Source organism: Salinicola sp. CR57, assembly GCF_003206585.1.
Taxonomy (GTDB): Bacteria; Pseudomonadota; Gammaproteobacteria; order Pseudomonadales; family Halomonadaceae; genus Salinicola; species Salinicola lusitanus.
On record NZ_PZJL01000001.1, the window covers coordinates 222,538 to 249,284 of the forward strand.

A 26,747-nucleotide genomic window follows, 5' to 3' on the forward strand; every position below is an offset into this window, starting at 1 on the left:
CATGTTGCAATATTTCGAACCCGACGCATCCCACGCCGCCCAGTTCGCCCGCGACCTGGGCACCCCGGCACGGTTCTCCGAGACCCAGGTGGCACTGACCATCGACGGCCACAGCATCAGCGTGCCGGAGGGCACCTCGGTGCTGCGCGCCGCGGCGCTGGCCGGCATCACAATTCCCAAGCTGTGCGCCTCGGACAATCTCGAAGCGTTCGGCTCGTGCCGCCTGTGCGCGGTGGAGATCGAGGGCCGACGCGGCCTGCCGGCCTCCTGCACCACGCCGGTCACCGAGGGCATGGCGGTCACCACCCAGAACGCCCGGCTGGCCAAGCTGCGCCGCAACGTGATGGAGCTCTACATCTCCGATCACCCGCTGGACTGTCTCACCTGCCCCGCCAACGGCGACTGCGAGCTGCAGGACATGGCCGGCGCAGTGGGCCTGCGCGAGGTGCGCTACGGCTTCGACGGCGCCAATCACCTCGACGCCGAAACCGACGACTCCAACCCCTACTTCAGCTTCGACCCCAGCAAGTGCATCGTCTGCTCGCGCTGCGTGCGCGCCTGCAACGAGGTCCAGGGCACCTTCGCCCTGACCATCGAGGGGCGCGGCTTCGACTCCAAGGTCGCCGCCGGCCAGAACGAGCCATTCATGGACTCCGAGTGCGTCTCCTGCGGCGCCTGCGTGCAGGCCTGCCCCACCTCGACGCTGATGGAGAAGAGCGTGATCGAGCAGGGCGTGCCGGAGCACAGCGTGGTCACCACCTGCGCCTACTGCGGCGTGGGCTGCTCGTTCGAGGCGCAGATGAAGGGCGACCAGCTGGTGCGCATGGTGCCCTACAAGGGCGGCGACGCGAACCACGGCCACTCCTGCGTCAAGGGGCGCTTCGCCTTCGGCTACGCCACCCACAAGGATCGCATCAAGGAGCCGATGATCCGCGACGCGATCGATCAGCCGTGGCGCGCCGTCTCCTGGGAAGAGGCGATCGCGTTCGCCGCCCGACGCCTCAGGGAGACCCAGACGAAGTACGGGCGCGAGAGCATTGGCGGCATCACCTCCTCGCGCTGTACCAACGAGGAGACCTATCTGGTCCAGAAGCTGATCCGCGCCGCCTTCGGCAACAACAATACCGATACCTGCGCGCGGGTCTGCCACTCGCCCACCGGCTACGGGCTGAAGACCACCCTGGGGGAATCCGCCGGTACCCAGACCTTCGACTCGGTGATGCAGGCCGACACCATCCTGGTGATCGGCGCCAACCCCACCGACGCCCACCCGGTGTTCGCCTCGCAGATGAAACGCCGTCTGCGCCAGGGGGCGACGCTGATCGTCGCCGACCCGCGGCGGATCGATCTGCTCAAGACCCCTCACGGCGGCAGGAGCCTGCACCTGCCGCTCAAGCCGGGCACCAACGTGGCGCTGGTGAATTCGCTGGCCCACGTGGTGGTGACCGAAGATCTGGAGGATGCCGACTTCATCGCGAAACGCTGCGACATCGACGCCTACCAGCGATGGCGCGACTTCATCCAGGAACCCCAGAACTCCCCGGAAGCCCTCGAGAGCGTGACCGGCGTGCCTGCCGTCCAGGTCCGCGAAGCGGCCCGCGCCTACGCCAACGCCGGCAACGGGGCGATCTATTACGGTCTCGGCGTTACCGAGCACAGCCAGGGCTCGACCATGGTGATGGGCATCGCCAATCTGGCGATGGCGACCGGCAACATCGGCCGCGAGGGGGTCGGGGTCAACCCGCTGCGCGGCCAGAACAACGTCCAGGGCTCCTGCGACATGGGCTCCTTCCCTCATGAGCTGCCCGGCTATCAGCACGTCGCCGATCCGGCGGTGCGCGAGAAGTTCGAGGCACTCTGGCACACCACGATCGACGACGAGCCGGGGCTGCGCATTCCCAACATGTTCGATGCCGCCATCGCCGGTACCTTCAAGGGGCTCTATGTCCAGGGCGAGGATATCGCCCAGTCCGACCCCAACACCCAGCATGTCGAGGCGGCGCTGACCGCGCTGGACTGCCTGATCGTGCAGGACATCTTCCTCAACGAGACCGCCAAGTACGCCCATGTGCTGCTGCCCGGCTCCACGTTCCTCGAGAAGAACGGCACCTTCACCAACGCCGAACGCCGCATCAACCGCGTGCGCAAGGTGATGCCGCCGGTGGCCGGCAAGGAGGACTGGGAGGTCACCCAGGACCTGGCCAACGCGATGGGCTATCCGATGCACTACACCCATCCTTCCGAGATCATGGATGAAATCGCCCAGCTGACACCGACCTTCACCGGCGTCAGCTATGCCAAGCTCGAGGAGCGAGGCAGTATCCAGTGGCCCTGCAACGACGCCTTCCCCGATGGCACCCCGACCATGCACGCGCTGGACTTCCCCATCGGCAAGGGCAACTTCGCGATCACCGAGTACGTCCCCACCGAGGAGCGCGCCAGTCGACGCTACCCGCTGCTGCTGACCACCGGGCGCATTCTCAGCCAGTACAACGTCGGCGCCCAGACCCGGCGTACCGCCAACAGTGCCTGGCACGCCGAGGACGTGCTCGAGATCCACCCCAGCGACGCCGAAGTACGCGGCATCGCCGATGGCGACTGGCTCGGTATCAGCAGCCGCGTCGGACGCACGGTGCTGCGCTGCCGGGTCAGCGAGCGCATGGCGCCGGGGGTGGTCTACACCACCTTCCACCATCCCGGCAGCGGGGCCAACGTGATCACCACCGACAACTCGGACTGGGCCACCAACTGCCCGGAGTACAAGGTGACGGCGGTACAGGTGGAGAAGGTCTCCCAGCCCTCTTCCTGGCAGCAGCATTTCCAGCGCTTCGACGAACGCCAGCAGCGTTATCTGGAATCTGCAGAGGCGGCGCTCAAATGAGCGCCGCCGGCCACTATTCCGATGTCAGGGAGCGCGCGAGATGAGCGATTCGAACATGAATGATGCGAGCCATGGCGGACCCACCGCGCCGTTGATCAAGATGGTCAACCAGATCAGCGCCAACAACCTGCATCATGGTGACGACACCCAGGCGGCCGAGCTGGTCGCCACGCACCTCAAGAAATTCTGGGCACGCCCCATGAAACGCCAGATCATCGACTATGCCGACACGGATGGCAGCGAGTTGAGCCCGGTCTCGCGTCTCGCGATCGCGCGGCTGAAGACAATGTCGTCGACCGTCAAGGACTGGGAAGAGACTTCCGACGCAGGATGACACGCCGATGGAGCGGCTGCTGGATCCCCGGGGCGCGGATCTCCGTGAAGGTTCGAAAGACGCGAACCCCGGTTCGGCAAAAGACAAGCAAAAGGCCTCGTCCGATCTCTCGGACGAGGCCTTTCCGTTGCAGCGACGATAAGCGCTTACGGCTTCATATCCTCGAAGAAACGCTTCACGCCATCGAACCAGCCCTCTTTCTTGGGCGAATGGCGACTGGCACTGCCCAGGCTGTCCTGGAACTTGCGCAGCAGCTCTTTCTGCTCTTCGTTGAGATTGACCGGGGTTTCGGTCACCACCTTGCACAGCAGATCGCCGGCGGGGCCGCCGCGCACGGGCTTGACGCCCTTGCCACGCAGCCGGAACAGCTTGCCGGTCTGGGTCTCGGGCGGGATCTTGAGCTTGACCCGGCCCTCCAGCGTCGGCACCTCGAGTTCGCCACCCAGGGCGGCGTCGACGAAGTTGATCGGCACTTCGCAGTGCAGATGCCGACCGTCGCGCTCGAAGATCGGGTGCGGCTTGATCTCGACCTGGACGTAGAGGTCCCCCGCAGGGCCGCCGTTGAGCCCGGATTCGCCTTCGGCATTGAGCCGAATGCGGTCGCCGGTATCGACACCCGCCGGAATCTTCACCGATAGCGTACGGGTCTCGCGGACGCGACCCTCGCCATGACACTTGCGGCAAGGCACCTTGATGCTCTGGCCGCTGCCGTGGCAGGTCGGGCAGGTCTGCTGGACGGCAAAGAAACCCTGCTGCATCCGCACCTGGCCCTGGCCGTGGCAGGTCGGGCAGGTCTCCTTGCTCGACCCCGGTTCGGCGCCGCTGCCGTCGCAGTGCCCGCACTCGACGTGACGCGGCACGCGGATGTCGACGGTGGTGCCGAACACCGCGTTCTCGAGGTCGAGCTCGAGGTTGTAACGCAGGTCGCTGCCACGCTGCGGGGCATTGGGATTGCGGCGACCGCCGCCGCCTCCGAAGATGTCGCCGAAGACATCGCCGAAGATATCGCTGAAGCCACCCGCCCCGGCACCGCCGAAACCGCCGCCGCCGAATCCGCCGGCCTGGCCGTCGACGCCGGCATGACCGAACTGGTCGTAGGCCGCACGCTTCTGATCGTCGGAGAGCACTTCATAGGCATCGGAGACCTCTCGGAATTTCTCCGCCGCCTGCTGATCTTCCGGATTGCGATCCGGATGGTATTTCTGCGCCAGCCGACGATAGGCTTTCTTGATGTCCTTGCCGTCGGCGCCCTTGTCGACGCCCAATACTTCGTAGTAGTCACGTTGGGACATTACTGAGTCCGCCTCCGTGTCGGTGCCGTGCAAACAGCAACGCGGGAGTCGTGTTGGCTCCCGCGCTACTGCCGATCACACGGCGTCAGACGTCGTGGTTATTGCTTTTTCTGATCGTCGTTGACTTCTTCGAACTCGGCGTCAACCACGTCATCCTCTTTCTTGCCGCTGGTCTGGGTGTCGTCGCTCGGCTGCTCGGCCTGCGCGCCGGCACCTTCACCCTGCTCGGCATACATCTTCTGCGCCAGGTTGCCGGACGCTTCGGTCAGGGCGTCGAGCTTGGCCTGGATGGCGTCCTTGTCGTCGCCCTTGAGCGCTTCCTCGAGTTCGCCGATGGCGGTCTCGATCTTGCTCTTTTCGTCGGCGTCGACCTTGTCGCCAGCCTCTTCCAGCGTCTTGCGCGAGGCGTGGATCATGCCGTCGGCCTGGTTGCGCAGCTGGACCAGCTCCTCGAACTTCTTGTCCTCGGCTTCGTGGGCCTCGGCATCCTTGACCATCTGGTCGATCTCCTCGTCGGAGAGACCGCTGGAGGACTTGATCACGATCGACTGTTCCTTGCCGGTCGCCTTGTCCTTGGCCGTGATGTTGAGGATACCGTTGGCGTCGAGATCGAAGGCAACCTCGATCTGCGGCACGCCGCGCGGCGCCGGCGGAATGTCGGCCAGGTCGAAACGGCCCAGCGACTTGTTCTGGCCCGCCTGCTTGCGCTCACCCTGCAGCGCGTGAATGGTCACCGCCGTCTGGTTGTCTTCCGCGGTGGAGAAGGTCTGGGTCTTCTTGGTCGGGATCGTGGTGTTCTTCTCGATCAGCGGGGTCATCACGCCACCCAGCGTCTCGATGCCCAGCGTCAGCGGCGTGACGTCGAGCAGCAGCACGTCCTTGACGTCACCGCCGAGCACGCCACCTTGGATCGCGGCGCCCATGGCCACGGCTTCGTCCGGGTTGACGTCCTTGCGCGCTTCCTTGCCGAAGAACTCGGCGACCTTCTGCTGCACCATCGGCATGCGGGTCTGACCACCGACCAGGATCACGTCGTGAATCTCGCTGTTGGAGAGACCGGCGTCTTCCATCGCGGTCTTGCACGGACCGAGCGAACGCTGGACCAGATCCTCGACCAGTGATTCCAGCTTGGCGCGAGTGACCTTGATCGCCAGGTGCTTGGGACCGGTGTTGTCCGCCGTGATGTAGGGCAGGTTGACTTCGGTCTGCTGGGCGGAGGAAAGCTCGATCTTGGCCTTCTCGGCGGCTTCCTTCAGACGCTGCATGGCGAGGCTGTCGCCGGACAGGTCGATGCCGGAATCGCTCTTGAACTGCTGGACGAGATAGTCGATCAGCTTGAGGTCGAAGTCCTCGCCACCCAGGAAGGTGTCACCGTTGGTCGCCAGCACCTCGAACTGCTTCTCGCCGTCGACGTCGGCCACTTCGATGATCGAGATGTCGAAGGTACCGCCACCCAGGTCGTAGACCGCGATGGTGCGGTCGCCGGTGGAGCGGTCCATGCCGTAGGCCAGCGCGGCTGCGGTCGGCTCGTTGATGATGCGCTTGACTTCGAGACCGGCGATGCGGCCGGCGTCCTTGGTCGCCTGGCGCTGAGAGTCGTTGAAGTAGGCCGGCACGGTGATGACCGCTTCGGTCACGTCTTCACCGAGATAGTCCTCGGCGGTCTTCTTCATCTTTTTCAGCACTTCGGCGCTGACCTGGGGCGGTGCCAACTTGTTGTCGTTGACCTTGACCCAGGCGTCGCCGTTGTCGGCTTCGACGATCTCGTAAGGCACCATCTTGATGTCTTTCTGGACGACATCGTCCTTGAACTTGCGGCCGACCAGACGCTTGATGGCGTAGAGCGTGTTGGTCGGGTTGGTGACCGCCTGACGCTTGGCCGCCTGACCGACCAGCGTTTCGCCGTCATCGGTATACGCGATGATGGAAGGCGTCGTGCGGCCACCTTCGGCATTTTCGATCACACGAGTCTTGTCACCATCGAGTACGGCGACACAGGAGTTGGTCGTACCCAGGTCGATGCCAATGATGCGTCCCATAATTCCTCACCTCTAACTATTCGTTGACGACTCAATTCGTTTGGATGACGGCGCTTGCTGCGCGATTGCTTGCTATGTGGGGGCTGGCCGGCGCCTTTCAAGTCCCCGCCGACACTCAGTTGCAGTATCGGCCCGGCCGCGGCACCCGGCCCTCTACCCCGCCGCCTTGCTGACCACGACCATCGCCGGCCGAATCAACCGGCCGTTGAGGGTATAGCCCTTCTGCATGACGTCCATCACGGTATTGGGTTCCAGTTCCGGATTGGGAACCATGGTCATGGCTTCGTGGAACTGCGGATCGAACGGCTCACCCTGCGGATCGAGCTGCTCGACACCGAACTTGCCCAGTACGTCGAGCTGCATCCGGAGCGTCATCGAGACGCCCTCGCGGTGGGTCTCGTCGACCTCCTGCATGCTCTCCAGCCCCTTCTCCAGGCTGTCGACCACCGGCAACAGCTCCTTGACGAACTTCTCGAGCGCGAACTTCTTCGCCTTGTCGGCATCCTGCTCGGCACGACGACGCGCGTTCTGCGCTTCGGCAGCGGCGCGCATCGACTGATCCTTGGCATCTGCCAGCGCCTGCTCGAGCTCCTCGACTCGGGCGGCCAGAACCTCGGCCTCGGGATTGGCCTTCCCCTCAAAGTCATCCGCCTCGTGTTCGAGCGACTCCGCGAACTGCTCCAGATCGCCGTCCAACGTCTCGTTGGTGGACTGGTGCTGGGGCTCGCCGTCGCGTTCGGCGCGCTCGAGTTCTTCGTCTACGGGGTTCTGCGGATCTCTAGCCATGAATCTCTCCTGGCAAGGTGTTATGACAGCGATTCGACAAGCGTCGGAAGTTGTCTGCCTATATGGGGCTATCGATTCAGATCTCAAGCGTTTCGTCACCAAACCATCACGACAGCCGTTGAAGGCCATTTTCGACTACTGTATAAACAACCAGAAACCCAAATGAACGATCATCCACCGCCCGCTGACCGTATCGCCGCCATTGCCCCGCAGGAGGCCGCATGCTGATCCAACTCGCCATTCGTGACTTCGCTATCGTCGACACGCTGGACCTGGAGTTTCAGGCCGGCATGACCGCCATCACTGGCGAGACCGGGGCCGGCAAGTCGATCCTGCTCGGTGCGCTGGGCCTCTGCCTGGGAGAGCGGGCCGACGCCGGCGGCGTGCGCCACGGCGCCGACCGCGCCGATCTGAGCGCGCGCTTCGACATTGCGGAGCGGGAAGACGCCCGGGCGTGGCTGGCCGCCCGCGAACTGGCGACGGACGACTGCCTGCTTCGCCGCGTCGTCACCGCCAACGGACGCTCCAAGGCGTGGATCAACGGCCAGCCCTGCACCATCGCCGACCTGCGAGAACTGGGCGAGTGCCTGATCGACGTTCACAGCCAGCATGCGCATCAGGCGCTGCTCAACGAGGATACCCACCGCCGCCTGCTCGACGATGCCGCCGGCCATCACAAGGCGGTCGCGGAGCTTGGCGACCTCCATCGCCAATGGCACGCGCTGCGCCGGCAGTATCGTCAACGCAGCGAGAACGACGAAGAGCGCCAGGCCAAGCGCCAGTTGCTGCGCTATCAGGTCGAGGAGCTGGATCAGCTCGATCTCCAGGCGGACGAACTCGCCGGTCTGGAGCAGGAGCAGGAGACCCTGGCCCACCTCGAGGAGAGCCTGCGCGAGGCGCAGTTCGCGGCGGACAGCTGCGACCATGACGAACACGGCGCATCGACGCTGCTATCGCAGGCAACCCAGCGGCTGTCCCGGGTGCCGGGCAGCGATCGCGGCGCACTGTCGGAGGCACTGGGTATGCTCAACGACGCCCAGATCCAGATCGAGGAAGCGGCCCGAGAACTGCACCATTTCGTCGAGTCGACGGAGCTCGATCCGCAGCGGCTGGCTTGGGTCGAAGAGCGACTCGGCGAGATTCACCGGATCGCGCGCAAGCATCACGTCATGCCGGAGGAGCTGAGTGGGCTGCATCGTCGGCTGCGGGAAGAGCTGGAGGCGCTCGACGGCGGTGACAACGACCTCGAGACGCTGCGAACCAGGCTCGACGACCTACGCCAGCAGTACCGCGACAGCGCCAGGGAGATCAGCGAAACGCGACAGCGCGCCGCCAAGGTTTTCGCCCGGCAGGTTCAGGAGCAACTGGCGTTTCTGGGAATGGACAAGGCGCGCTTCGCCGTCGATGTCTCACCGCTGGAGACCCCTCAACCCCACGGCCTGGATCGGGTCAGCCTGCAGATCAGCGCCAACCCGGGCCAACCGACCCGGCCGCTGGCCAAGGTCGCCTCGGGCGGCGAACTCTCTCGCGTCAGCCTGGCGATTCAGGTCGTTGCCGCCAGTCACAGCACTCTGGCGACACTGGTCTTCGACGAGGTCGACGTCGGCATCTCCGGCGCTACCGCCGAGATCGTCGGGCAACTGCTGCGCCGGCTGGGCAGCGATGCCCAGGTCATGACCGTGACCCACCTGCCACAGGTGGCCGCGCAGGCGCATCAACATCTGCATATCGAGAAGCAATCCAGCGACGATGCGACGCGCACGCTGATGTCTCAACTGGACGAAGCCGGGCGAGTCCGCGAACTGGCGCGGATGCTGGGAGGCGTCAAGCTTTCCAACCGCACGCTGGCTCATGCGCGCGAGATGCTGGCGGCCAGTCAGCGTTCAGCGCACTGATTGAAAGCCCTTTGAACGAGAAACGCCGACCCAAGGGTCGGCGTTTCGATATTCTGTCGCGCGCTAACGAGCGCTGCGGGGATTACTTCTTGACGGCATCCTGGCGCGTGGCCTTTGAGCCACGGGGGCGCACGTAGAGCACCAGCGCATGCTCGACCAGCTCGTAGCCGTGTTCTTCGACGATCTCTCGCTGCCGACGCTCGATCTCCTCGTCATAGAACTCGACGATCTCGCCGGATTCGAGGTCCACCATGTGGTCATGGTGCTCTTCCTGGGACATCTCGAAGACCGCGTGCCCGCCGTCGAAGTTGTGCCGGACGACGAGCCCCGCCGCCTCGAACTGGGTCAAGACGCGATAGACCGTGGCCAACCCGACATCCTCTCCAGACTCCAGCAGCGCCTTGTAGACGTCCTCGGCACTCATGTGGAGCTCTTCTTCCATACGAGTCGCTTCGAGGATCTGCAGAATCTTGACGCGCGGCAGAGTGACCTTCAGCCCCGCCTTACGCAATTCTTGGTTTTCGTCGGCCATGGTCGCTCTTCGCAGTAGCGTCTCGTGTCGGGTATGATCAATCCACGCAACGATAGTGAAAGACGGACTCAAATGCAAAATCTGATCAGAACGGTCGTACTCCTCATTGCAGTCTCGCTCATCGCCGGCTGCAGCTACTTTGGCGTCTATAAAAGGGACATCCCGCAAGGCAATCTCATCACTCAGGACATGGTGTCCCAGCTTCACCCCGGCATGAGCCGTTCGCAGGTGGCCTACATCATGGGCACGCCGCTGATGGAAGCGCCCTTCTCGTCGGACCAGTGGGACTACGTCTTCTATCTCGACAAAGCTTACGGCGGTACGGTGGAAAAGCGCCTGACCCTGACTTTCCAGAACGACCAGCTGGTCGACATCGCCAAATCCGGCGACATGGACTCGGACGTCGAGCTGAATCAGGACGACGGGCCCGGACCGGCGGTGGAAGGCTCCGGCGAGGGCACTGCGGTTCCGCAGATCGGTCCCAGCGGCATCTAGATTCCGCCTGACTCACGGCTGAACGGGCAGTTCAACGCGAGGCGTTGGCCGCCCGTTCACGCCGGGCCTGCTTGGGATCGAGCTCCAGCGGCCGATAGACTTCGATGCGATCGCCGGCCACCGGCTGGTAAGTCTCCGGAGCCGTCAGACGCTCGCCGAAGATCCCCAGCGGCGCCTGCGTGAAATCGAGCCCCGCCCAACTCGGGTGTCGGCTCGGCAGGTCCGCCAGCATCACTGCCTGCCGGGCGTTGATGCCGGGCTCGAGCGTCAAGCGCACGATCGTCTGCCATTCGGGCGTGGCGAAGGCGATTTCGATATGGTCCACCGGCATCCCCGCTAGCGTCCGTAGACTTGATCGGCGCGCCGGGTGAAGGCATCGACCAGTTGGCCTGCCACCTGTTGAAACAGGCGACCGAATGCCATGCCCAGCAGGCGATTGCTGAACTCGAAGTTCATCTCGAGTTCGATCTTGCAGGCGTCTTCTCCCATGGCTCGAAAATGCCACTGTCCGCTTAGCCGCTTGAACGGGCCATCGACGAGCGACAGATCGATTCGCTGGGGCCGCTCGAGGTCGTTGCGTGTCGTCACGCTCTGCTCCACGCCGCCCTTGGCCAATGTCATTCGGCCGATCAGATAGCCGTCTCCCTGCTCGACGATGCTGGCCCGCCGGCATCCGGGCAGAAAGTCGGGATAACGCTCGAAATCATTGACCAGTTCAAACATCTGTTCCGGTGTATGCCGAACGAATGCGGACCGATTCACGCTGGGCATAGGGGTCTCCACTGATTTATCGCCCCGACATGCGTATCATGGGGCACTGTTTTCAATGGCTTGAATGGTATCACGGCTGCCCTCATAACTAGACTTCACACGATGCTTTGCGCATGAACCCCCACGGCGCATGATGTGATGAACATAGCGCACGGCGCGCCGGACCGCAGGTCATCGAATGCATTGGCAGTGGGGCATACCGGATAACGCCGCAAAGAGGTGTCATGGGTAAGAAAAAAGGCAACGCGCCTAGCAGCAACACGATCGCCCAGAACAAGAAGGCTCGGTTCGAATATCACATCGACGAGACCTTCGAGGCAGGCCTGTCACTGGCCGGCTGGGAGGTGAAGAGCCTTCGCGCAGGCAAGGCCCAGTTGACCGACACCTATATCCTGGTCAAGAACGGCGAAGCGTGGCTGCTGGGCAGTCACATCATGCCGCTCAACACCGCCAGCACTCACGTGCTTGCGGACCCGACCCGGACGCGCAAGCTGCTCTTGCATCGCAAGGAGATCGCCAGAATCTTCTCCAGAACGCAGGAGAAGGGGCACACCTGCGTGCCGCTCAAGCTCTACTGGAAGCAGAATCTGGTCAAGTGCGAGCTGGCCCTGGTGCGCGGCAAGCAATTGCACGACAAGCGCGCCACCGAGAAAGAGCGCGACTGGAACCGCGAGAAGGCCCGGGTCATGAGGGATCACGCCTGAAACGACGCTAAATACTTGAGACGGCACTTGATATGGCGTGGGCTCGTCGCCATCTGTTAGACTGTACGAGTTGTAAGGGGGCGACATGGCTTCGACGCCGGTGACAATCCCTGAGGTGCATGCCGAGAGTGTAACGTATCTCGTAAATCCAACGTTGCAATTGAATAGTCGCAAACGACGAAAACTACGCTCAAGGCGCACTGGCAGCGTAAAAACTGCTAGCTGTTAGTCTGGCCCCAAAGCGATGTGCCCATTCATCGCGGCGGGGATACGAGCTAAAGCTGATGGGACCGCGGATGTCAGCGCTCTCCTGACATTCGTTAAACCTTAGAGAGATCGCAAGGTGCCATCCTGCCCGTCGGAGTGCACTGCGTTAAATCAAAAGACGGAACTAAGCATGTAGAGCTGATGGGCGAGTGCCGGCGGACGGGGGTTCAATTCCCCCCGCCTCCACCAAACATGAAAAAGCACCCGATCGGGTGCTTTTTTTGTGACCTGACGCCAGCTATCCCATCGCGGTCCGCGACACCGACGATCTCACCCCGCCAGCAGGGCCTTCATGAAGCCGTGATAGGGCTCGCAGGGGGCGAATCGGCTCATCCTCTCCATCAGCTTGGCCCTTCCGCCCGCCGGCATCGCCAGCGTCACTCGATCGAGCTCAGCCTCGGCCAGCGTCTTCACGATCCGTCCGGGTGTTGTCAGGTAACGCTCGTTGGTCTGCAGGATCACATGATCCGCGGCTTCGTGATCGACGATCTCGTGCACGTAACTGCCCGGTAGATTGACCACGACGACCCGCCGGAAGACGTTGGCAAACAGCGTCGCGAAGCCGCCCGCGCCCGCCGATGATCCCCCGAAGATGACCAGGGTTCGGTCGTGGATCGGCCGGGCGTTCTCGAAGATCGTGATGTTGCCGGTCCCCGGCAGATAGTTGGAAAAGCGGCAGAATACGCCGCTCTTTTCCCGGAAGACGGCGACGGTCGACGAGGATTTGGCTGGAGGTTCCCTCTTCGATCCTAGGTCGCCCACTACCTCCCGTTTCTCGAAGACGTATTGCGATTCGAAGTCATCGTCGTATCCGAAGTGGCGCATGCAGGCGGCAAAGGCAAGGTAGGCACCGCGACCGCTCCAGTGCGTGTCCGTTGGGTAGTAGCTATCGGCTTCCGCCTGCATCGCGGCAACGGGGTTGCAGTAATCTACCCCCCCCTCCTCCAGCATCGTCGATACCTGCTCGGTGATGGTAACGTCGGCTCTGGCGTACGGATAATGCTCCGGCCTGACCATCTCCTTGGAGTTGGCAATCAAGAACAGCAGGGAACGCTGCCGTTGTAATGGTGCGAGTCCGGCAGCGAAAAACCGCCACTGCGACCTCTCCTCGTCACTCAGACGCTTCCTGCCCGTGAACTGGTCGACGCTCGCGTTGGTATCGTTGGCCAGGAACAGCCATCCTTCCCGCCCCTCGACCACCTCCATCACCGGCGCGACCGACAGCCTAACGCACTGCTGCAGTTCGCCATTCCCGCTGCGCACGCCAAGGGTCACTCCCGTGGCGATATCCAACGAGTGCTCGAACAGCCAGGCGCCGGCGTCCATCCCCGCTTGCGGTTCTCGCTCGAGAGGCAGAGGAGATTCACCCTCGGGGCCGATGGCAATCAGCTCGGGCTGCTGATCCGGGGGCGCGTCGACCCGACCTCTCACCCGGTAACGCCGAAAGGTTTCCAAAGCCGCGATCTGCCGCTGGCCATCGACGATCTCCCAGTGCAGCGCGGACGCGGCCTGCAGCGGCTGGACCACCACTTGATACTTCTTGGCCTTCTGGCTGGCAATGACGCTCTTGAGGTCTACCAGCACCGGGTCATCGGGGCGTGCCTCCAGCGCCAGATCCACCACGCCGAGCGCTGCCGTGAACTGCTTCGCCGCCAGCAGGGCGCGCGCCTGGCGCAGATAGACCTGAGGAGGAAAGTTTGCCTGGTGATCGAGTATCGATTGCCACCGCTGTACCGCGCTGGACCAGTCGCCACGTTTCATCGCCGCCTCGGCGTAGGCGATACTCAGCTTGAGCGGCGGTTGAGGGGATTTTTGCAGCACGACCGCCATCAGTGCTTCCTGCTTGGCGATATCTCCGGCGCCCTCGTAGGCCTGCATCAGCGCAGAGGAGAGATCCAGACTGTCGATGCCGGCCCGAAATGCGGGCTCCAGCAGCGCAATGGCGCCAGTGAAATCGTGATGTGCCAGCCGCTCTTCGGCTTGGACAACCAGCTCGGGTATCTGCTCGATGCGCTCGGCGAAGGATGTTGAACTCATGGCAGTCCCTGGTAATTGGCAACGGAAGATAGCGAGCAGAATGCTTCATTCGAAACGTCGCGACGAAGCGCAGTGTGCCGCCCTGCGCTCCCGATCGTCCGTCACTATATCCCAGCGCCAACCTGACCCGACATCGCCCGTCGAGCATGAAATTTGTCAGCGTGGCGAGGTCATCGATCACAAGGTCGTCTCGAGGAGAATCACCGGTGATTGGCGCCGAGAATCGACCAGGCACGCCCCCGATGCAGTGTGAAAAACGGAGTTCGACGCCCGCGATTCTGGAAAACACGTCTAGATCGGCTAGCCTCACAGGGCACCCGGATTCACGTCCGACACGCCGATTTGTCGGTCGCGATAAAATGTTACCCTAAAAATGGTTAGGGTCGTCGAGCGATACCAAGACGATCCTCCAGGAACGATTCGATCACTAGACAGGAGGTAGGAGCTTGACAGTCCTTCGCCCCGATCGCTGGCTCAGTTGCTGGCTGCTACTATTACTTTTGATATTCGCCGGCCCGACACTGGCTCAGGAAAGTGGTTCCGGAGGGCAGAATGCTCAGGAAAGTGGTTCCGGAGGGCAGAGTGCTCAGGAAGGCCCGGCCTATTCCACCATGGCGGACTTGCTCGAGAACTCGCAGTCGCGGCAGGCGCTGATCGATCAGTTGCGGCAACTGGCCGCTCAACAGGAGTCCGGCGACAGCCAGGAATCCGGTGCGAATGACTCTGGCGGCGGCACCACGGAAGCCTCTGGCAGCGGCCAGGAATCGTCGGCCTCGAACGACAATGAAAAGGCCGCCCCCGCCACGGCTTCCTTCCCCCGCAGAATGGCGCAGATGACCAGCGATATCGCGGGTGACATCGGCGGACAATTCACCAGCCTGGCAGCCATGATCGGCGGCTTCTTCACCAGTGGCGACGCGGCGGCCAGCAGTGGCCCGTCGTTCAACATGAACGACTTCCTCAGCGCAGCGATCGATCTCGCGCTGGTCATCATCGCGACCGTGGCCGCCTTCCTGATTCTGCGCCGGATCGCGAGCCCGTTGTTCTCGAAGTTCAGCCAGTGGGCCATGCATGGTGGCGGTCGCAGCCAGCTACCGCGGGTCATCGTCGCCGTGGTACTGGCCGCCATCGTCGATGTCATCGTCGTCGTGCTTGCCTACGTGGCTGGCAATCTGGTCGCGACCTTTCTCGTCGGCGAGAGCGGCAGCCTCAATACCCGGTTCTCGCTGTTCCTCAATGCCTTCCTCATGATCGAGCTGTTCAAGTGCGCGCTGCGTGTCCTTTTCTCGTCGCATCACGAGGGGCTGCGTCTGGTATCGATCGAGGCTGCTCAAGCCAAGCGCTGCAACCGTTTCCTGGCAACGCTGGCCGGTTTCATCGGCTACGGCATGCTGGTCGCCGTGCCGATTCTGAACACCAATCTTTCGCTCGCGTTCGGCAAGGCCGTGAGCGTGTTGATCATGCTGATCGCGCTGATCTGGGCGATAGGCGTGATCCTCAGGCATCGCACCGGCGTCCGCGACATGATCATCGCCAAGGCCGACGCTGCACAGATGTCAGTCTCCCGCGTGGCGCTGCGCCTGTTCGCCCGAATCTGGCACGTTCTCGCGCTGCTCTACGCCATCATGGTGTTCGCCGTGACCCTGCTGCATCCCGAAACAGCGCTGCCATTCGTGCTGATCGCAACGCTCAAGACGATCATCTACATCGGCATCGGCATGCTGGTATCCGGCCTGCTGACCCAACTCATCGGGCGACGTGTCGACGTCGGTGAGAACATGCGTGCCCGATTGCCCCTGCTCGAGACTCGCCTCAACTCCTACATCCCGACGCTGCTGAAGATCATCCGCGCCATCATCCTGATCGCCGTGGTGATGTATACGTTCGATGCCTGGAAAGCGTTCGATCTCGCCGCCTGGTACGCCAGCGACTCGGGATCGCACGTCGTCGCGACGGTGATTCAGGTCATCTTGATCCTGATCATGGCCGCCATCGTCTGGATTGGCCTTGCCAGCCTGATCGAGAACTATCTCAATCCGGACACCGGTGGTGGCGCCCCCACCGCGCGAGCCAAGACCTTGATGAGCCTGTTCCGCAATGCCCTGGCCATCACCCTGATCATCATGACCGTGATGATCGTGCTGTCGCAGATCGGTATCAACATCGGGCCGCTCATCGCCGGCGCCGGGGTACTGGGTCTGGCCATCGGTTTCGGGGCTCAGAAGCTGGTGCAGGATGTCATCACCGGCGTCTTCATTCAGCTCGAGAATGCCATGAACACCGGCGACGTAGTCACCGTGGGCGGGATCACCGGTACCGCCGAGCGCGTCAGCATCCGCTCGGTGGCGATCCGCGATCTGTCGGGCACCTACCACATCGTGCCGTTCTCGTCGGTCGATACGGTCTCCAACTATATGCGCGAATTCGGTAACCACGTCGGCGAGTACGGTATCGCCTATCGCGAGAACATCGATTACGCCATCGAGCAGTTGCAGGCCGCTTTCGACGACCTTCAGGCCAGCGAGGAGCACGGCCACAAGCTGCTGGCGCCGATGACCGTCGCCGGTGTCGTTGCGCTCGCCGACAGCTCGGTCAACATCCGCGTGGTCATCAAGACTACGCCGGGCGACCAGTGGGGCGTCGGCCGAGCCTTCAACCGTCTGGTCAAGCTCTACTTCGACAAGGCCGGTATCGAAATCCCGTTCCCGCACACCACGCTCTACTTCGGCCAGGATCGCACCGGCTCGGCGCCGCCCGCCAACCTGCGTATCATGCAGGAAGACTTCACGATCGACGGAAGTCCCGCCGGCCAGCCCAAGTCTCACGAGACAGGGGCGCCTGCAGCGATCGAGGGTGAAAGCCAGTCGAAGAAGACGCCGGACCAGGAGGCCAAGGACCGTACGCACCGCAAGCCCACCGACGACGATGTCGACGGTGACGAGGCAGAAGACCCTCGCTGAGTCGGTCCTGTCCACGCTTTTCCAGGCCGCCTACGGGCGGCCTTTTTTATCTCCGTTCGTCCCCGACGGCCCCCGAAGCGGCGGCACCCAGCATCGCCGCGCCACGCACGCCACTCGATGCGCCCAGTCGGGAACCGACGACTTCCGGCGTCTCGACCCCCGGGAACAGGTGCATCGATATCGCTGCCGGCAGCGCCGTCAACAGTCCCTCCACAGTCGACAGGCCGCCCCCCATCACGATCACCTGCGGCGACAGCAGCTTGACCACGTTGGCCAGGGCGCCACCCAGCAGATCGAGGTGACACGCCCGGGCCCGCTGCGCCGCTTCCTCGCCCGCCTTCCAGGCCGCGTGCCACGCTTCGGCGGACGCCGAGGCACCACCGAAATGACGATGCAACCTCGCCAGGCCGGGTCCGGCGATGTAGGTCTCCAGGCAACCTGCCAAGCCGCAGCCGCAGGTGATGCACGGCAGGTCGTAACGTCTCGCCGTGGCGGCGGACAGGGGCAGATGTCCCCATTCGCCGGCGAACCGGCCTGCGCCGCTGAGAAGTCGGCCGTCGACGATGGCGCCACCCCCCGCGCCCGTCCCCAGGATCGCGCCGAAGGCATGCCTCGCCCCTTCAGCCGCGCCGCCGGGACCGACTTCCGACACCATGAAACAGCGGCTGTCGTTCTCGATCACGAAGGCCCGGTCGAGGACTGCGGCAAGCGCCGTCTCGAGCACCAGCGGGCGCAGCCCCGGCAGATTCGCCGTGATCAGGTGGCCACGCTCATCGAGCACGCCCGGGAACCCGAGCCCCAGCGTCCCCCGGCCGGCACAACGGCGGTCTGCCTCCCGCACCATCGCGGCCAGCATCGACAGAAAGGCCTCGGCGTCATCGGAGGGCGTCGGCTCACGCCAGCGCTCGAGACATGCCCAGTCCCGGTCATAGATCGCGATCTCGGTCTTGGTTCCACCGACATCGATACCGTAGTGCATGGGATCTTGCTCCTGGTGAAGATACCGTTTCGCTCGGCCGGACGGAAAAACCCCGCCGCCTCGTGGCCACAAAAAAGGCGCCCGCAGGCGCCGAGGAGAGCAATCGGTCGAAGGCCGAAAGTCAGCGTGTCATGTCGCTGGGCTGCGGCAACGCGGGTAGCGACTTGTCCAGCAGCGTCACGCTCTGGCGATAATAGAGCTGGCTCTTGCTGTGATCGCCGAGGTTGGCGTAGAGCCTGGCCAGCTCGGCGCAGACGACGCCACTCGGGCGCTGGCGCTGGCTCGCTTCGAAGTACTCCTGCGCCTTGCCCCAATAGGCATTGCGCAGCGACAGGCGACCGAGCGTCAGCAGCAGATCGGGGTCGTTGGGTCGCTCCTGCAGCCACTTCTCGGCGTAGACCAGCTGGCGCGCCGCATCGACGTTGAGCAGACCGTAACGCAGCACCAGCCGCGTGTCCCAGTGCTCCTTGAGCGCGTTGCGCAGCAGGCGTTCGGCATCGCCCTCTTCGCCGCCCTTGATCAACGCTTCGGCATAGAGCCCCACCAGCTCGACATCGCCGCGCAGGTTATCCGGCATGTCCGCCCATAGCGAGCGCACACGGGGCAGGTTGCCCTCCTGTTGCGCCGCCTGGACCAGCAGTTCCCGGTAGACGCGCTGATCGAGGGCCTGACGCTCGTCTTCGGTGATCAGGCGATGCTTGTCGAGGCGCGGCAGCAACCGGCGCATGCCGTCCCAGTCATTGACACTGAGATAGGCCTGCTTGAGCAGCTTGAGTACCTGCGGGTGCTCCGGCAGCTGCTGTTCGAGGCGCGTCAGTGTCGCCAGCGCCTCCTCGAACTGCTGGCGATCCAGCATCAACTGCGCCTGCACCAGACCGACCGCGGTGTCGGCGCCCTCGGTGCTGTGATGCGCCCGCTTGAGCAGGACGTCGGCCTGCTCGTAGCGCCCCTGGTAATGGGCCGCCAGTGCCGCGGAGAGATAGTTGACCAGCGGCGTGCCGGAATCGTCGGCCGCCTTGGTCAGTGACTTCTCGGCCCGCTTCCAGCGCCCCTCCGCCAGCGCCACCAGCCCACGAACGGTGCGCTTCATCGCCGTGCGGTGACGCGTGCGGCTATTCCACACCTTGAGCCGGCTGACCGGACGACGCAGGCGCATCAGCGCCCGCAGCAGGAAATGCAATACCAGGAAGGAGGCCAGCAGCAGAACACAGCCGAACCAGAACGAGGTCTGGACCGAGGTGTCGCCAACGCGAATGAACCAGTAGCCCGGCAGCGACTGCATCAACTGCCCGAATAGCGCGCCGACCGCCAGACCGAAGACGATCAGCAGGATCAGCTTTCTCATGCGCCCTCTCCCTGTGCCGATCCCTGGTTCGTCGCGCTACCGCTTGGCGAGCCGCTGCCCTGTGAACTGCCCTGGGAGCCACCCTGCGCCCCCCCGCCATTACCGAAGCGTTGCTCGATGAAACGCTTGAGCAGCTGCGAAGATTCGCTGATGTCCGGCAGCTCCGGACGCACATCCTGGTCACGCAGGCTTTTCAGCTTGTCGATCGATTTGGCGACGCCGTCGTTATCGGTGGCGTAGTAGCCCTCGACCAGTTCCGTCGCCTTGTCGAGGCTGGCCTGATAGAGCTTGGGCTCGGACTTCAGCAGTGCCAGTTGCGCCTGCTCCAGTAGCAGCCGCACGTTCTGGCGCAAATAGGATTCCTGTTCCGGCGTGATCAGGGCTTCCAGCGGCTGATCGTGTCGCCGCACGGTCACCAGATCCTTGAGTTCGCTACCCAGCGTTGCCAGCTGCTGGCGCCAGCCTCCGGTAGGCTTGGCGTCGCCCTTGCCGGCGGCGATCTCCTCGATGTCCTGCTTGAGCGGCAGCCGCGCCAGCTGCTCCTGCTGCGCCATCAAGGCGAGATAGAGACCGGTGCGGTCGATCACCGGCACGGAGTCGAGGGAGGCAAGCTCGGACTGAATGGCGCGACGAACCGGCACCAGAGCCGGGTTGTCGGCTTCACGCAGTCGATCGTCCGCCGCCTTCAACAGCGCCTTGGCACCTTTGACGTCGCGCTCGAGCTGAAGTCGCTGATTGGCGAGACGGAGCAGATATTCGGCCTCGGCGTGCAGCCATTCGCGCGGATCGGCCTGCTGCTGCTGCGCCAGCTCCTTGAGCACCTTGTCCAGCGTATTGTCGAGACTCTGGCGATACTGATCGAACTCGCCACGCATCATCTTCAGGTTCTGCTGGCGGTTCTGGTCAAGCTCGCCGACCTTCGATTCGAGTTGATCGAGGGTCGTGCTATTGGTACCGATCTGGCTCAACTGCGCCTGCTGTGCCTGCAGTTTCTGCCACCCCCGGTAGCCGACGAACGCCACGACGATCGCCAGCAGGATTACCAGGATCAGGGCCAGCAGGCCCAGTTTGCCGCCGGAGCCGCGTCTGCCGCCACCCGAGCTTGCGCCACGGCCGGAGGGTGGCTGGCCGCCGCCCGAAGCGGCCTTGCCGGCAGGGCTGGAGGAGTTGCTGGTGGGCTTGGATTGGGCGGCGGCACCGGATGTCGCCGAGGGGGGGGCGCTCGATGTCGTGGTCCCGGCCCCTCGACCAGCCCCTGCCTTGGACTTGCCTGCCGATTTCGACTTGCTGCCGGTAGCGGGAGCGGGCTTGTCGGTTGCGTCGGTGGAGGCGCTGGACGCGCTCGTCACATCGCTCGCGGTTCCCGGCTTGCCGGTCGCATCGTCGGCGGCAACCGGCTGGGCGACATCGGGCTTGATCGGATCGGTCGCCCCCGCCTTGTCGGCGGAACTGGCGGATGATGGCGCCCGGTCATTGCCGGTATTCACCGTCTCGGACGCCGTTGCCTTCGACCCCTGCCCAGTCGGCTTGGCCTGGCCGTCCGGCGCCTTCTCGCCATCGGAGGCCGGAGCCGACTGCGGTTGCTGATCTTTGCTCTGCTTGCTCATCTATCGCTAGCCTTTTCCGTGATCACCCTGATCGAAGGTGGCGCCCTTTGGACCGAGCACCGCGCGAATCTCTGCGTTCAATGCCGCGGGAGAGGCGCCCGACGCCACGTGAAGCGAGCCGAATCCCAATGTCCCCGCCAGTGTAGCCAACCGCGGACTCGAGACGATTAGCGGTTGGTTCAACGCAACCGGGCCACACCACGTGACCAAATGTTGCAATATTTCCCCGCTGGTCACCACCAGTGCGGCGAAATCGCCCTGTTCGAGCCACCCTTTGGCGGGCGGCGAAGGCGCTCGATAATGGCGCCGGTAGAGCGCCAGGACCTCGACATCGGCACCCCGCTCTCGCAGCCGTTCCGGCAGCAGCTCCCGCCCCGACTCGCCACGTGCCAGCAACATGCGCTTGCCGGCCACCGCCTTGAGCGACGCCACTTCCAGCAGCGCTTCACTGTGCTCGCCGCTCGCCCGTGGGGGGAGGACCGCCGGCACGCCCAACTCCATGTAAAGCCGCTCCGCGGTGGCTTCGCCGACGGCGTAGAAACGCAGCCCCTGCGGCAACTGCGGCCAGTATGACGCAATGGCCTCGGCAAGACACGTCGCCGCCTGCGGGCTGACCACGATGACGCCGTGGAATTGGTCGAGATCGAGCAGTGCCGCCCGGCCGATGTCCGACAGCGCCACGGGCTCCAGGCGCAGGATGTCGAGCGCGGCCGTCACCAGGCCGCTTCGCTCTAGCGTCCGCGCCAGTGCCACGCCGCGCTCGCCGGGGCGCGTCAGCAGTACGCGGCCTGCCATCACTCGCCGCCAGCGCCCCCGTAGACTTCGGCGAGGATCTCGCCGGCTCCCTGGGCCAGCAGCTCTTCCGCTACCCGAATTCCCAGCGACTCGGGCTCCATGGCCGACCCTCGACCCTCGGCGCGCAGTACGGTCGAGCCGTCCGGATGCCCCACCAGTCCACGCAGCCAGAGCGTATCGCCATCGTTCTCGAGCACGGCGTAGCCGCCGATCGGTACCTGGCATCCGCCATCCAGGCGCGTATTGAGCGCCCGCTCGGCACGCACCCGGGTTGCCGTCGCGGTGTGGTCCAGCGGCGCCAGCAGAGAGACCAGCTCGGCATCGTCATGGCGGCACTCGATACCCAGCGCCCCCTGGCCGCAGGCTGGCAGGCTCTCCTCCGGCGTGAGCTCCGCGGTAATCCGGTCGGCGAGCTGGAGCCGTTCCAGACCCGCCGTGGCCAGGATGATCGCCTCGAAATCGCCGGCGTCGAGCTTGCCCAGGCGTGTCTGGACGTTGCCCCGCAGCGAGAGCACCTCGAGATCCGGCCGCCGCGCGCTGACCTGCAGGCCGCGGCGCAGGCTGGAAGTCCCCACCCGCGCACCCTCGGGCAGCGCATCGACGCTGGCGTAGGCGTTGGAGACGAAGGCGTCGGTGGGTGCCCCGCTCTCCAGGATCACCGAGAGCCCGAGTCCCTCGGGGAACTGCATCGGCACGTCTTTCATCGAGTGAACGGCCAGATCCGCCCGACCGTCGAGCATCGCCTCCTCGAGCTCCTTGACGAACAGCGCCTTGCCGCCGACCTTGGCCAGTGGCGTATCGAGGATCTGGTCGCCACGGGTGGAGAGCGGCACCAGTTCGATGGTCAGGTGCGGATGATGATGTTCGAGCAGCACCTTGACGTGTTCGGCCTGCCATAGCGCCAGGGCGCTCTTGCGGGTTGCGATTCTCAATCTGTTAGCGTCGAGCACGCCATTCTCCGAGTAGGATGGACGCCCCGAAACGCCTGGGCAGGCGCTTCGGGATTCGTCATCAAGTGGGTGTTCGTCTGCGCGAACCTCATTGTCCCATGATAAAGCAGTCACCCACCGAGTAAAAACGACTACCGGATGCCGCGCGACAGACCATGCATCCCGCTTTTCGACCGCGAGTTTCAGCGTCCTATGCCGACGCCGTCTCTGATACACTCGGGCAATCGTTTCGCAGTTTTCACCCGTAGACCACGCAGAGCTCGATTTTCGATGACGCAGGCAACCAACCAATCCTGGGGCGGACGTTTCAGCGAGCCCACCGATGCATTCGTCGCCGCCTTCACCGCTTCGATCCCGTTCGACAAGCGTCTCTATCACCACGACATTCGCGGCTCGATCGCCCACGCCACCATGCTGGCCCGGGTCGGCGTCCTGACCGACGACGAGCGGGACCGTATCGTCGATGGCCTCAACGCCATCGAGGCGGAGATCGAACGCGGCGACGTCGAGTGGTCGATCGCCCTCGAAGACATCCACATGAACATCGAAGCGCGACTGACCGACAAGATCGGCATCACCGGCAAGAAGCTGCATACCGGACGCTCGCGCAACGACCAGATCGCCACCGATATCCGGCTCTACCTGCGCGACGAGATCGATGCCGTGGCCGCCGAACTCGCGCGCCTGCGCAGTGGCCTGATCGAGTTGGCCGACCGCGAGGCGGATACAATCATGCCCGGGTTTACCCACCTGCAGACGGCGCAGCCGGTGACCTTCGGCCACCACCTGCTGGCGTGGCAGGAGATGCTGACGCGGGATCACGAGCGCCTGCTCGACTGTCGCAAGCGGGTCAACGTGCTGCCGCTGGGCGCGGCGGCGCTGGCCGGCACCACCTACCCCATCGACCGTCACGTCACCGCCGAGCTGCTGGGCTTCGACCGCCCGGCGGAGAACTCGCTGGATGCGGTGAGCGATCGCGACTTCGCCATCGAGTTCACCGCCTTCGCCAGCATCCTGCTGATGCACCTGTCCCGGATGAGCGAGGAGATGGTGCTGTGGGCCAGCGCCCAGTTCGACTTCGTCGATCTGCCGGACCGCTTCTGCACCGGCTCGTCGATCATGCCGCAGAAGAAGAATCCCGACGTGCCGGAGCTGGTACGCGGCAAGACCGGCCGGGTCTACGGCCACCTGATGAGCCTGTTGACGCTGATGAAGTCCCAACCGCTGGCGTACAACAAGGACAATCAGGAGGACAAGGAGCCGCTGTTCGACACCCTCGACACGGTCAAGGGGTGTCTGCGCGCCTTCGCCGACATGGCGCCGGCGCTGGTGGCCAAGCCGGACAACATGCTCGAGGCGGCGCGCCGCGGTTTCTCCACCGCCACCGATCTCGCCGACTATCTGGTCAGGGCCGGTGTCGCGTTTCGCGATGCCCACGAGATCGTCGGCAAGGCGGTCGCCTACGGCATCGAGCAGGGCAAGGACCTCTCCGAGATGTCGCTCGAGGAACTCAAGCGCTTCTCCAACGTGATCGGCGAAGATGTTTTCGAGGTGCTGACGCTGGAAGGGTCGGTCGCCGCCCGCAACCATATCGGTGGAACCGCGCCCGACCAGGTTCGCGCCGCCGCCCAGCGCGCCCGCGATGCGCTCGCCACGCTGCAGGAGAGCCGCCATGTCGCGTAACGCCGCACTCACCATCGCCCTGGCCACGATGCTGCTGGCGCTCGCCGGTTGCGGCCAGAAAGGGCCGCTCTACCTGCCCGGCGACAGCGAGGCTTCGAAGACCTACGACCCGCAGGGGGATTACGAACCGTCTCAGCCAGCCTCCTCCAGACAGATGCCGGCAGAGAGCAACCCCGGCGCGGCGCCTCGTCAGCCGGCAGCGCCCCAGGCAAGCCCGGCGCCGGCAGCCACCTCACCGACCGCCGAGGAGCTGCCGTGACCTCTGACAACTTCCCCGTCCGCGACGGAGTGCTGCATGCCGAGGGTATTGCGCTGGATCAACTGGCCGAGCAGTACGGCACGCCGTGCTACGTCTACTCCCGCGCCGCCCTGACCCGGCACTTCCGGGCCTACAGCGACGCCCTGGGCGACATGCCGCATCTGGTCTGCTACGCGCTCAAAGCCAACTCCAACCTTGCCGTACTCGACGTGCTCGCCCGTCTCGGTGCCGGCTTCGACATCGTCTCGGTGGGCGAGCTGGAGCGTGTCCTGGCGGCCGGTGGCGATCCGGCCAAGGTGGTCTTCTCCGGAGTCGCCAAGCAGGCCGACGAGATGGCACGCGCCCTGGAAGTCGGCATCAAGTGCTTCAACGTCGAATCGCGGCCGGAACTCGAGCGCCTCGATCGCGTCGCCGCCGAGCGCGGCCAGGTCGCCAACATCTCGATCCGGGTCAATCCGGACGTCGATGCCAAGACCCATCCCTACATTTCTACCGGGCTCAAGGCCAACAAGTTCGGCGTGGCCGCGGAAGAGGTGTTCGACCTCTACGCCTGGGCCGCCGAACGGCCGAACCTCAAGGTCGTGGGGCTCGATTGCCATATCGGCTCGCAGTTGACCGAACTCTCGCCCTATCTCGATGCGCTGGACCGTCTGCTCGCGTTGATCGACCGGCTCGCCGATCACGGTATCGTGATCGAGCACCTGGATATCGGTGGCGGCCTGGGCGTCACCTATCAGGATGAACGTCCGCCGGCAGCTGGCGACTTCGTCCACGCGGTGCGGGAACGCCTGCGAGGCCGTGAACTGAGCTTGCTGCTCGAGCCGGGCCGCTCCATCGCCGCCAACGCCGGCGTGATGTTGACCCGAGTCGAGTACCTCAAGCCCGGCGAGACCAAGAACTTCGCCATCGTGGATGCCGGGATGAACGATCTGATCCGGCCGTCGCTGTACCAGGCGTGGCAGCGCATCGAACGCGTCGATACCCGTCCTGCACGGCCAAGCGCCGTCTACGACGTGGTCGGCCCGATCTGCGAAAGCGGCGACTTCCTCGGCCAGGAGCGCGAACTGGCGATCGCCGAAGGGGATCTGCTGGCGGTGCGCTCGGCCGGCGCCTACGGCTTCGCCATGGCATCCAACTACAACAGCCGCGGCCGCCCTGCCGAAATCCTCGTCGACGGCGACCGAAGCCATCTGGTACGCCGTCGCGAGAGCCTCGACTCGCTCTGGGCGCTGGAGTCGCGGCTGCCGGGGGAGAGCTGATGCTGCTGAACTTCACCAAGATGCACGGCCTGGGCAACGACTTCATGGTGGTGGACCTGATCACCCAGCGGGCTTACCTGCGGGACGACCAGATTCGTCAACTGGCCGACCGTCACTTCGGCATCGGTTTCGACCAGTTGCTGCTGGTGGAGCCGCCGCGCAAGCCGGACATGGATTTCCGCTACCGGATCTTCAACGCCGACGGCGGCGAGGTGGAGAACTGCGGTAACGGTGCCCGCTGCTTCGCCCGCTTCGTCATCGACCAGCGCCTGACCCACAAGCGCGAGTTCCAGGTCGAGACCCTGGGCGGCCCGTTGTCGCTGAAGGTCGACGACGACGGCCGGGTGCGGGTCGACATGGGCACGCCCCGCTTCGCGCCGGCGGATATACCGTTCGTCGCCGATCGCGACGAAACATCGCACCATCTCGATATCGACGGCCGGAGCGTCACGTTCAGCGTCGCCTCGATGGGCAACCCGCATGCCGTGTTGCAGGTCGACGACGTCGACGCCGCCCCGGTCGGTGAGCTGGGGCCGAAGCTGCAGCACCACCCCAGCTTTCCGCGCCAGGCCAATATCGGATTCATGCAGATCGTCTCCCCTCACGCCATCCGCCTGCGCGTCTACGAGCGCGGCGTCGGCGAGACGCTGGCCTGCGGTACCGGTGCCTGCGCGGCGGTGGCCTGCGGTATTCGCCGAGGCGTGCTGCAGAGCCCCGTCGACGTGGAACTTCGCGGCGGCCGCTTGACGCTCGAGTGGAAAGGCGGCGAAACGCCCATCGTCATGACCGGCCCCGCCGAACGCGTCTTCGAAGGGCGCGTCGCCTTGAACTAATAAAAAGATACGGCGGGACAGGCTGCTGTCTCGTCAGGGATTCA

21 protein-coding genes, 1 other RNA gene and 1 pseudogene are annotated in these 26,747 nt (G+C 64.4%); 11 read left to right on the top strand and 12 right to left on the bottom strand.

Annotated features, from left to right (window positions below; genetic code table 11):
• The first annotated feature begins 1 nt into the window (after position 1).
• Together fdhF and DOM56_RS01025 are read left to right on the top strand one after the other, a co-directional pair.
• Positions 2 to 2,881 carry a formate dehydrogenase subunit alpha gene (gene fdhF, locus DOM56_RS01020; RefSeq protein ID WP_110707107.1) on the top strand — a complete coding sequence of 960 codons (2,880 nt, stop codon included), beginning with the start codon at positions 2 to 4 and terminating at the stop codon, positions 2,879 to 2,881.
• Between the two features lie 40 nt (positions 2,882 to 2,921).
• Positions 2,922 to 3,215 carry a formate dehydrogenase subunit delta gene (locus tag DOM56_RS01025; protein WP_232822123.1) on the top strand — a complete coding sequence of 98 codons (294 nt, stop codon included), beginning with the start codon at positions 2,922 to 2,924 and terminating at the stop codon, positions 3,213 to 3,215.
• Between the two features lie 146 nt (positions 3,216 to 3,361).
• On the opposite strand, the gene dnaJ is transcribed toward DOM56_RS01025, so the two are convergent.
• The 3 genes from dnaJ to grpE all read right to left on the bottom strand — a co-directional run bounded on the left by dnaJ (position 3,362) and on the right by grpE (position 7,332).
• Complete coding sequence (gene dnaJ / locus DOM56_RS01030; RefSeq protein ID WP_110597741.1) at positions 3,362 to 4,507, bottom strand: molecular chaperone DnaJ; 1,146 nt, start codon at positions 4,505 to 4,507, stop codon at positions 3,362 to 3,364.
• A gap of 98 nt (positions 4,508 to 4,605) precedes the next feature.
• On the bottom strand, positions 4,606 to 6,546 hold the full coding sequence (gene dnaK / locus DOM56_RS01035; protein WP_110707108.1) for a molecular chaperone DnaK: 1,941 nt from the start codon (positions 6,544 to 6,546) through the stop codon (positions 4,606 to 4,608).
• A 153-nt stretch (positions 6,547 to 6,699) separates the two neighbouring features.
• Entirely contained in the window at positions 6,700 to 7,332 is a 633-nt protein-coding gene (gene grpE / locus DOM56_RS01040) for a nucleotide exchange factor GrpE (RefSeq protein ID WP_110707109.1), read from the bottom strand.
• Between the two features lie 221 nt (positions 7,333 to 7,553).
• Here grpE and recN point away from each other — a divergent pair, with 221 nt between their 5' ends.
• On the top strand, positions 7,554 to 9,227 hold the full coding sequence (recN, locus tag DOM56_RS01045; RefSeq protein ID WP_110707110.1) for a DNA repair protein RecN: 1,674 nt from the start codon (positions 7,554 to 7,556) through the stop codon (positions 9,225 to 9,227).
• Positions 9,228 to 9,309: 82 nt separating this feature from the next.
• Here the strand turns inward: recN and fur are convergent, their stop codons facing one another.
• Complete coding sequence (gene fur, locus DOM56_RS01050) at positions 9,310 to 9,759, bottom strand: ferric iron uptake transcriptional regulator (protein ID WP_110597745.1); 450 nt, start codon at positions 9,757 to 9,759, stop codon at positions 9,310 to 9,312.
• 72 nt (positions 9,760 to 9,831) lie between these two features.
• On the opposite strand from fur, the gene DOM56_RS01055 reads away from it, so the two are divergent.
• Entirely contained in the window at positions 9,832 to 10,254 is a 423-nt protein-coding gene (locus DOM56_RS01055; RefSeq protein WP_110707111.1) for an outer membrane protein assembly factor BamE, read from the top strand.
• A 31-nt stretch (positions 10,255 to 10,285) separates the two neighbouring features.
• Here DOM56_RS01055 and DOM56_RS01060 read toward each other — a convergent pair whose 3' ends face one another.
• On the bottom strand, positions 10,286 to 10,585 hold the full coding sequence (locus tag DOM56_RS01060) for an RnfH family protein (RefSeq protein ID WP_110707112.1): 300 nt from the start codon (positions 10,583 to 10,585) through the stop codon (positions 10,286 to 10,288).
• A 5-nt stretch (positions 10,586 to 10,590) separates the two neighbouring features.
• Positions 10,591 to 11,025 carry a type II toxin-antitoxin system RatA family toxin gene (locus DOM56_RS01065; protein ID WP_110597748.1) on the bottom strand — a complete coding sequence of 145 codons (435 nt, stop codon included), beginning with the start codon at positions 11,023 to 11,025 and terminating at the stop codon, positions 10,591 to 10,593.
• 224 nt (positions 11,026 to 11,249) lie between these two features.
• On the opposite strand from DOM56_RS01065, the gene smpB reads away from it, so the two are divergent.
• Positions 11,250 to 11,729 (top strand): SsrA-binding protein SmpB, encoded by a 480-nt coding sequence (gene smpB, locus DOM56_RS01070; protein WP_110597749.1) that lies wholly within the window; start codon positions 11,250 to 11,252, stop codon positions 11,727 to 11,729.
• Positions 11,730 to 11,805: 76 nt separating this feature from the next.
• Positions 11,806 to 12,185: a transfer-messenger RNA gene (ssrA, locus tag DOM56_RS01075) on the top strand.
• 81 nt (positions 12,186 to 12,266) lie between these two features.
• Here the strand turns inward: ssrA and DOM56_RS01080 are convergent.
• Positions 12,267 to 14,033, bottom strand: a complete 1,767-nt coding sequence (locus DOM56_RS01080) for a tetratricopeptide repeat protein (protein ID WP_110707113.1) — start codon at positions 14,031 to 14,033, stop codon at positions 12,267 to 12,269.
• 446 nt (positions 14,034 to 14,479) lie between these two features.
• Here DOM56_RS01080 and DOM56_RS01085 point away from each other — a divergent pair, with 446 nt between their 5' ends.
• Positions 14,480 to 16,993: a mechanosensitive ion channel domain-containing protein gene (locus DOM56_RS01085; protein ID WP_110707114.1), complete on the top strand. Its 2,514-nt coding sequence runs from the start codon at positions 14,480 to 14,482 to the stop codon at positions 16,991 to 16,993.
• A gap of 46 nt (positions 16,994 to 17,039) precedes the next feature.
• On the opposite strand, the gene DOM56_RS01090 is transcribed toward DOM56_RS01085, so the two are convergent.
• The 5 genes from DOM56_RS01090 to hemC all read right to left on the bottom strand — a co-directional run bounded on the left by DOM56_RS01090 (position 17,040) and on the right by hemC (position 22,669).
• Complete coding sequence (locus tag DOM56_RS01090; RefSeq protein ID WP_110707115.1) at positions 17,040 to 17,972, bottom strand: ROK family protein; 933 nt, start codon at positions 17,970 to 17,972, stop codon at positions 17,040 to 17,042.
• A gap of 121 nt (positions 17,973 to 18,093) precedes the next feature.
• Positions 18,094 to 19,317, bottom strand: a complete 1,224-nt coding sequence (locus DOM56_RS01095) for a heme biosynthesis HemY N-terminal domain-containing protein (protein WP_110707116.1) — start codon at positions 19,315 to 19,317, stop codon at positions 18,094 to 18,096.
• Positions 19,314 to 20,924, bottom strand: coding sequence for a uroporphyrinogen-III C-methyltransferase (locus tag DOM56_RS01100; protein WP_110707117.1), 1,611 nt, complete (start codon positions 20,922 to 20,924; stop codon positions 19,314 to 19,316). Before DOM56_RS01100 ends, DOM56_RS01095 begins: the two co-directional genes overlap by 4 nt.
• 6 nt (positions 20,925 to 20,930) lie before the next feature.
• Positions 20,931 to 21,719, bottom strand: a complete 789-nt coding sequence (locus DOM56_RS01105; protein WP_110707118.1) for a uroporphyrinogen-III synthase — start codon at positions 21,717 to 21,719, stop codon at positions 20,931 to 20,933.
• Entirely contained in the window at positions 21,719 to 22,669 is a 951-nt protein-coding gene (gene hemC / locus DOM56_RS01110; protein ID WP_110707119.1) for a hydroxymethylbilane synthase, read from the bottom strand. The genes DOM56_RS01105 and hemC overlap by 1 nt, the downstream gene beginning before the upstream one ends.
• A 270-nt stretch (positions 22,670 to 22,939) precedes the next feature.
• Between hemC and argH the strand changes: the two genes are divergently transcribed.
• The 4 genes and pseudogenes from argH to dapF all read left to right on the top strand — a co-directional run bounded on the left by argH (position 22,940) and on the right by dapF (position 26,703).
• Complete coding sequence (argH, locus tag DOM56_RS01115) at positions 22,940 to 24,352, top strand: argininosuccinate lyase (RefSeq protein WP_110707120.1); 1,413 nt, start codon at positions 22,940 to 22,942, stop codon at positions 24,350 to 24,352.
• Positions 24,342 to 24,452: pseudogene (locus DOM56_RS20075) on the top strand (lipoprotein); the annotation flags it as partial. The gene argH and the pseudogene DOM56_RS20075, both read left to right, overlap by 11 nt.
• 155 nt (positions 24,453 to 24,607) lie before the next feature.
• Positions 24,608 to 25,870: a diaminopimelate decarboxylase gene (lysA, locus tag DOM56_RS01125; protein WP_110707122.1), complete on the top strand. Its 1,263-nt coding sequence runs from the start codon at positions 24,608 to 24,610 to the stop codon at positions 25,868 to 25,870.
• Entirely contained in the window at positions 25,870 to 26,703 is an 834-nt protein-coding gene (gene dapF / locus DOM56_RS01130) for a diaminopimelate epimerase (protein WP_110707123.1), read from the top strand. The genes lysA and dapF overlap by 1 nt, the downstream gene beginning before the upstream one ends.
• Positions 26,704 to 26,747: the final 44 nt, after the last annotated feature.

Coding starts and splice junctions, on each gene's coding strand:
- fdhF (WP_110707107.1), top strand. CDS start 2: ATGTTGCAATATTTCGAACCCGACGCATCCCACGCCGCCCAGTTCGCC.
- DOM56_RS01025 (WP_232822123.1), top strand. CDS start 2,922: ATGAGCGATTCGAACATGAATGATGCGAGCCATGGCGGACCCACCGCG.
- dnaJ (WP_110597741.1), bottom strand. CDS start 4,507: ATGTCCCAACGTGACTACTACGAAGTATTGGGCGTCGACAAGGGCGCC.
- dnaK (WP_110707108.1), bottom strand. CDS start 6,546: ATGGGACGCATCATTGGCATCGACCTGGGTACGACCAACTCCTGTGTC.
- grpE (WP_110707109.1), bottom strand. CDS start 7,332: ATGGCTAGAGATCCGCAGAACCCCGTAGACGAAGAACTCGAGCGCGCC.
- recN (WP_110707110.1), top strand. CDS start 7,554: ATGCTGATCCAACTCGCCATTCGTGACTTCGCTATCGTCGACACGCTG.
- fur (WP_110597745.1), bottom strand. CDS start 9,759: ATGGCCGACGAAAACCAAGAATTGCGTAAGGCGGGGCTGAAGGTCACT.
- DOM56_RS01055 (WP_110707111.1), top strand. CDS start 9,832: ATGCAAAATCTGATCAGAACGGTCGTACTCCTCATTGCAGTCTCGCTC.
- DOM56_RS01060 (WP_110707112.1), bottom strand. CDS start 10,585: ATGCCGGTGGACCATATCGAAATCGCCTTCGCCACGCCCGAATGGCAG.
- DOM56_RS01065 (WP_110597748.1), bottom strand. CDS start 11,025: ATGCCCAGCGTGAATCGGTCCGCATTCGTTCGGCATACACCGGAACAG.
- smpB (WP_110597749.1), top strand. CDS start 11,250: ATGGGTAAGAAAAAAGGCAACGCGCCTAGCAGCAACACGATCGCCCAG.
- DOM56_RS01080 (WP_110707113.1), bottom strand. CDS start 14,033: ATGAGTTCAACATCCTTCGCCGAGCGCATCGAGCAGATACCCGAGCTG.
- DOM56_RS01090 (WP_110707115.1), bottom strand. CDS start 17,972: ATGCACTACGGTATCGATGTCGGTGGAACCAAGACCGAGATCGCGATC.
- DOM56_RS01095 (WP_110707116.1), bottom strand. CDS start 19,317: ATGAGAAAGCTGATCCTGCTGATCGTCTTCGGTCTGGCGGTCGGCGCG.
- DOM56_RS01100 (WP_110707117.1), bottom strand. CDS start 20,924: ATGAGCAAGCAGAGCAAAGATCAGCAACCGCAGTCGGCTCCGGCCTCC.
- DOM56_RS01105 (WP_110707118.1), bottom strand. CDS start 21,719: ATGGCAGGCCGCGTACTGCTGACGCGCCCCGGCGAGCGCGGCGTGGCA.
- argH (WP_110707120.1), top strand. CDS start 22,940: ATGACGCAGGCAACCAACCAATCCTGGGGCGGACGTTTCAGCGAGCCC.
- dapF (WP_110707123.1), top strand. CDS start 25,870: ATGCTGCTGAACTTCACCAAGATGCACGGCCTGGGCAACGACTTCATG.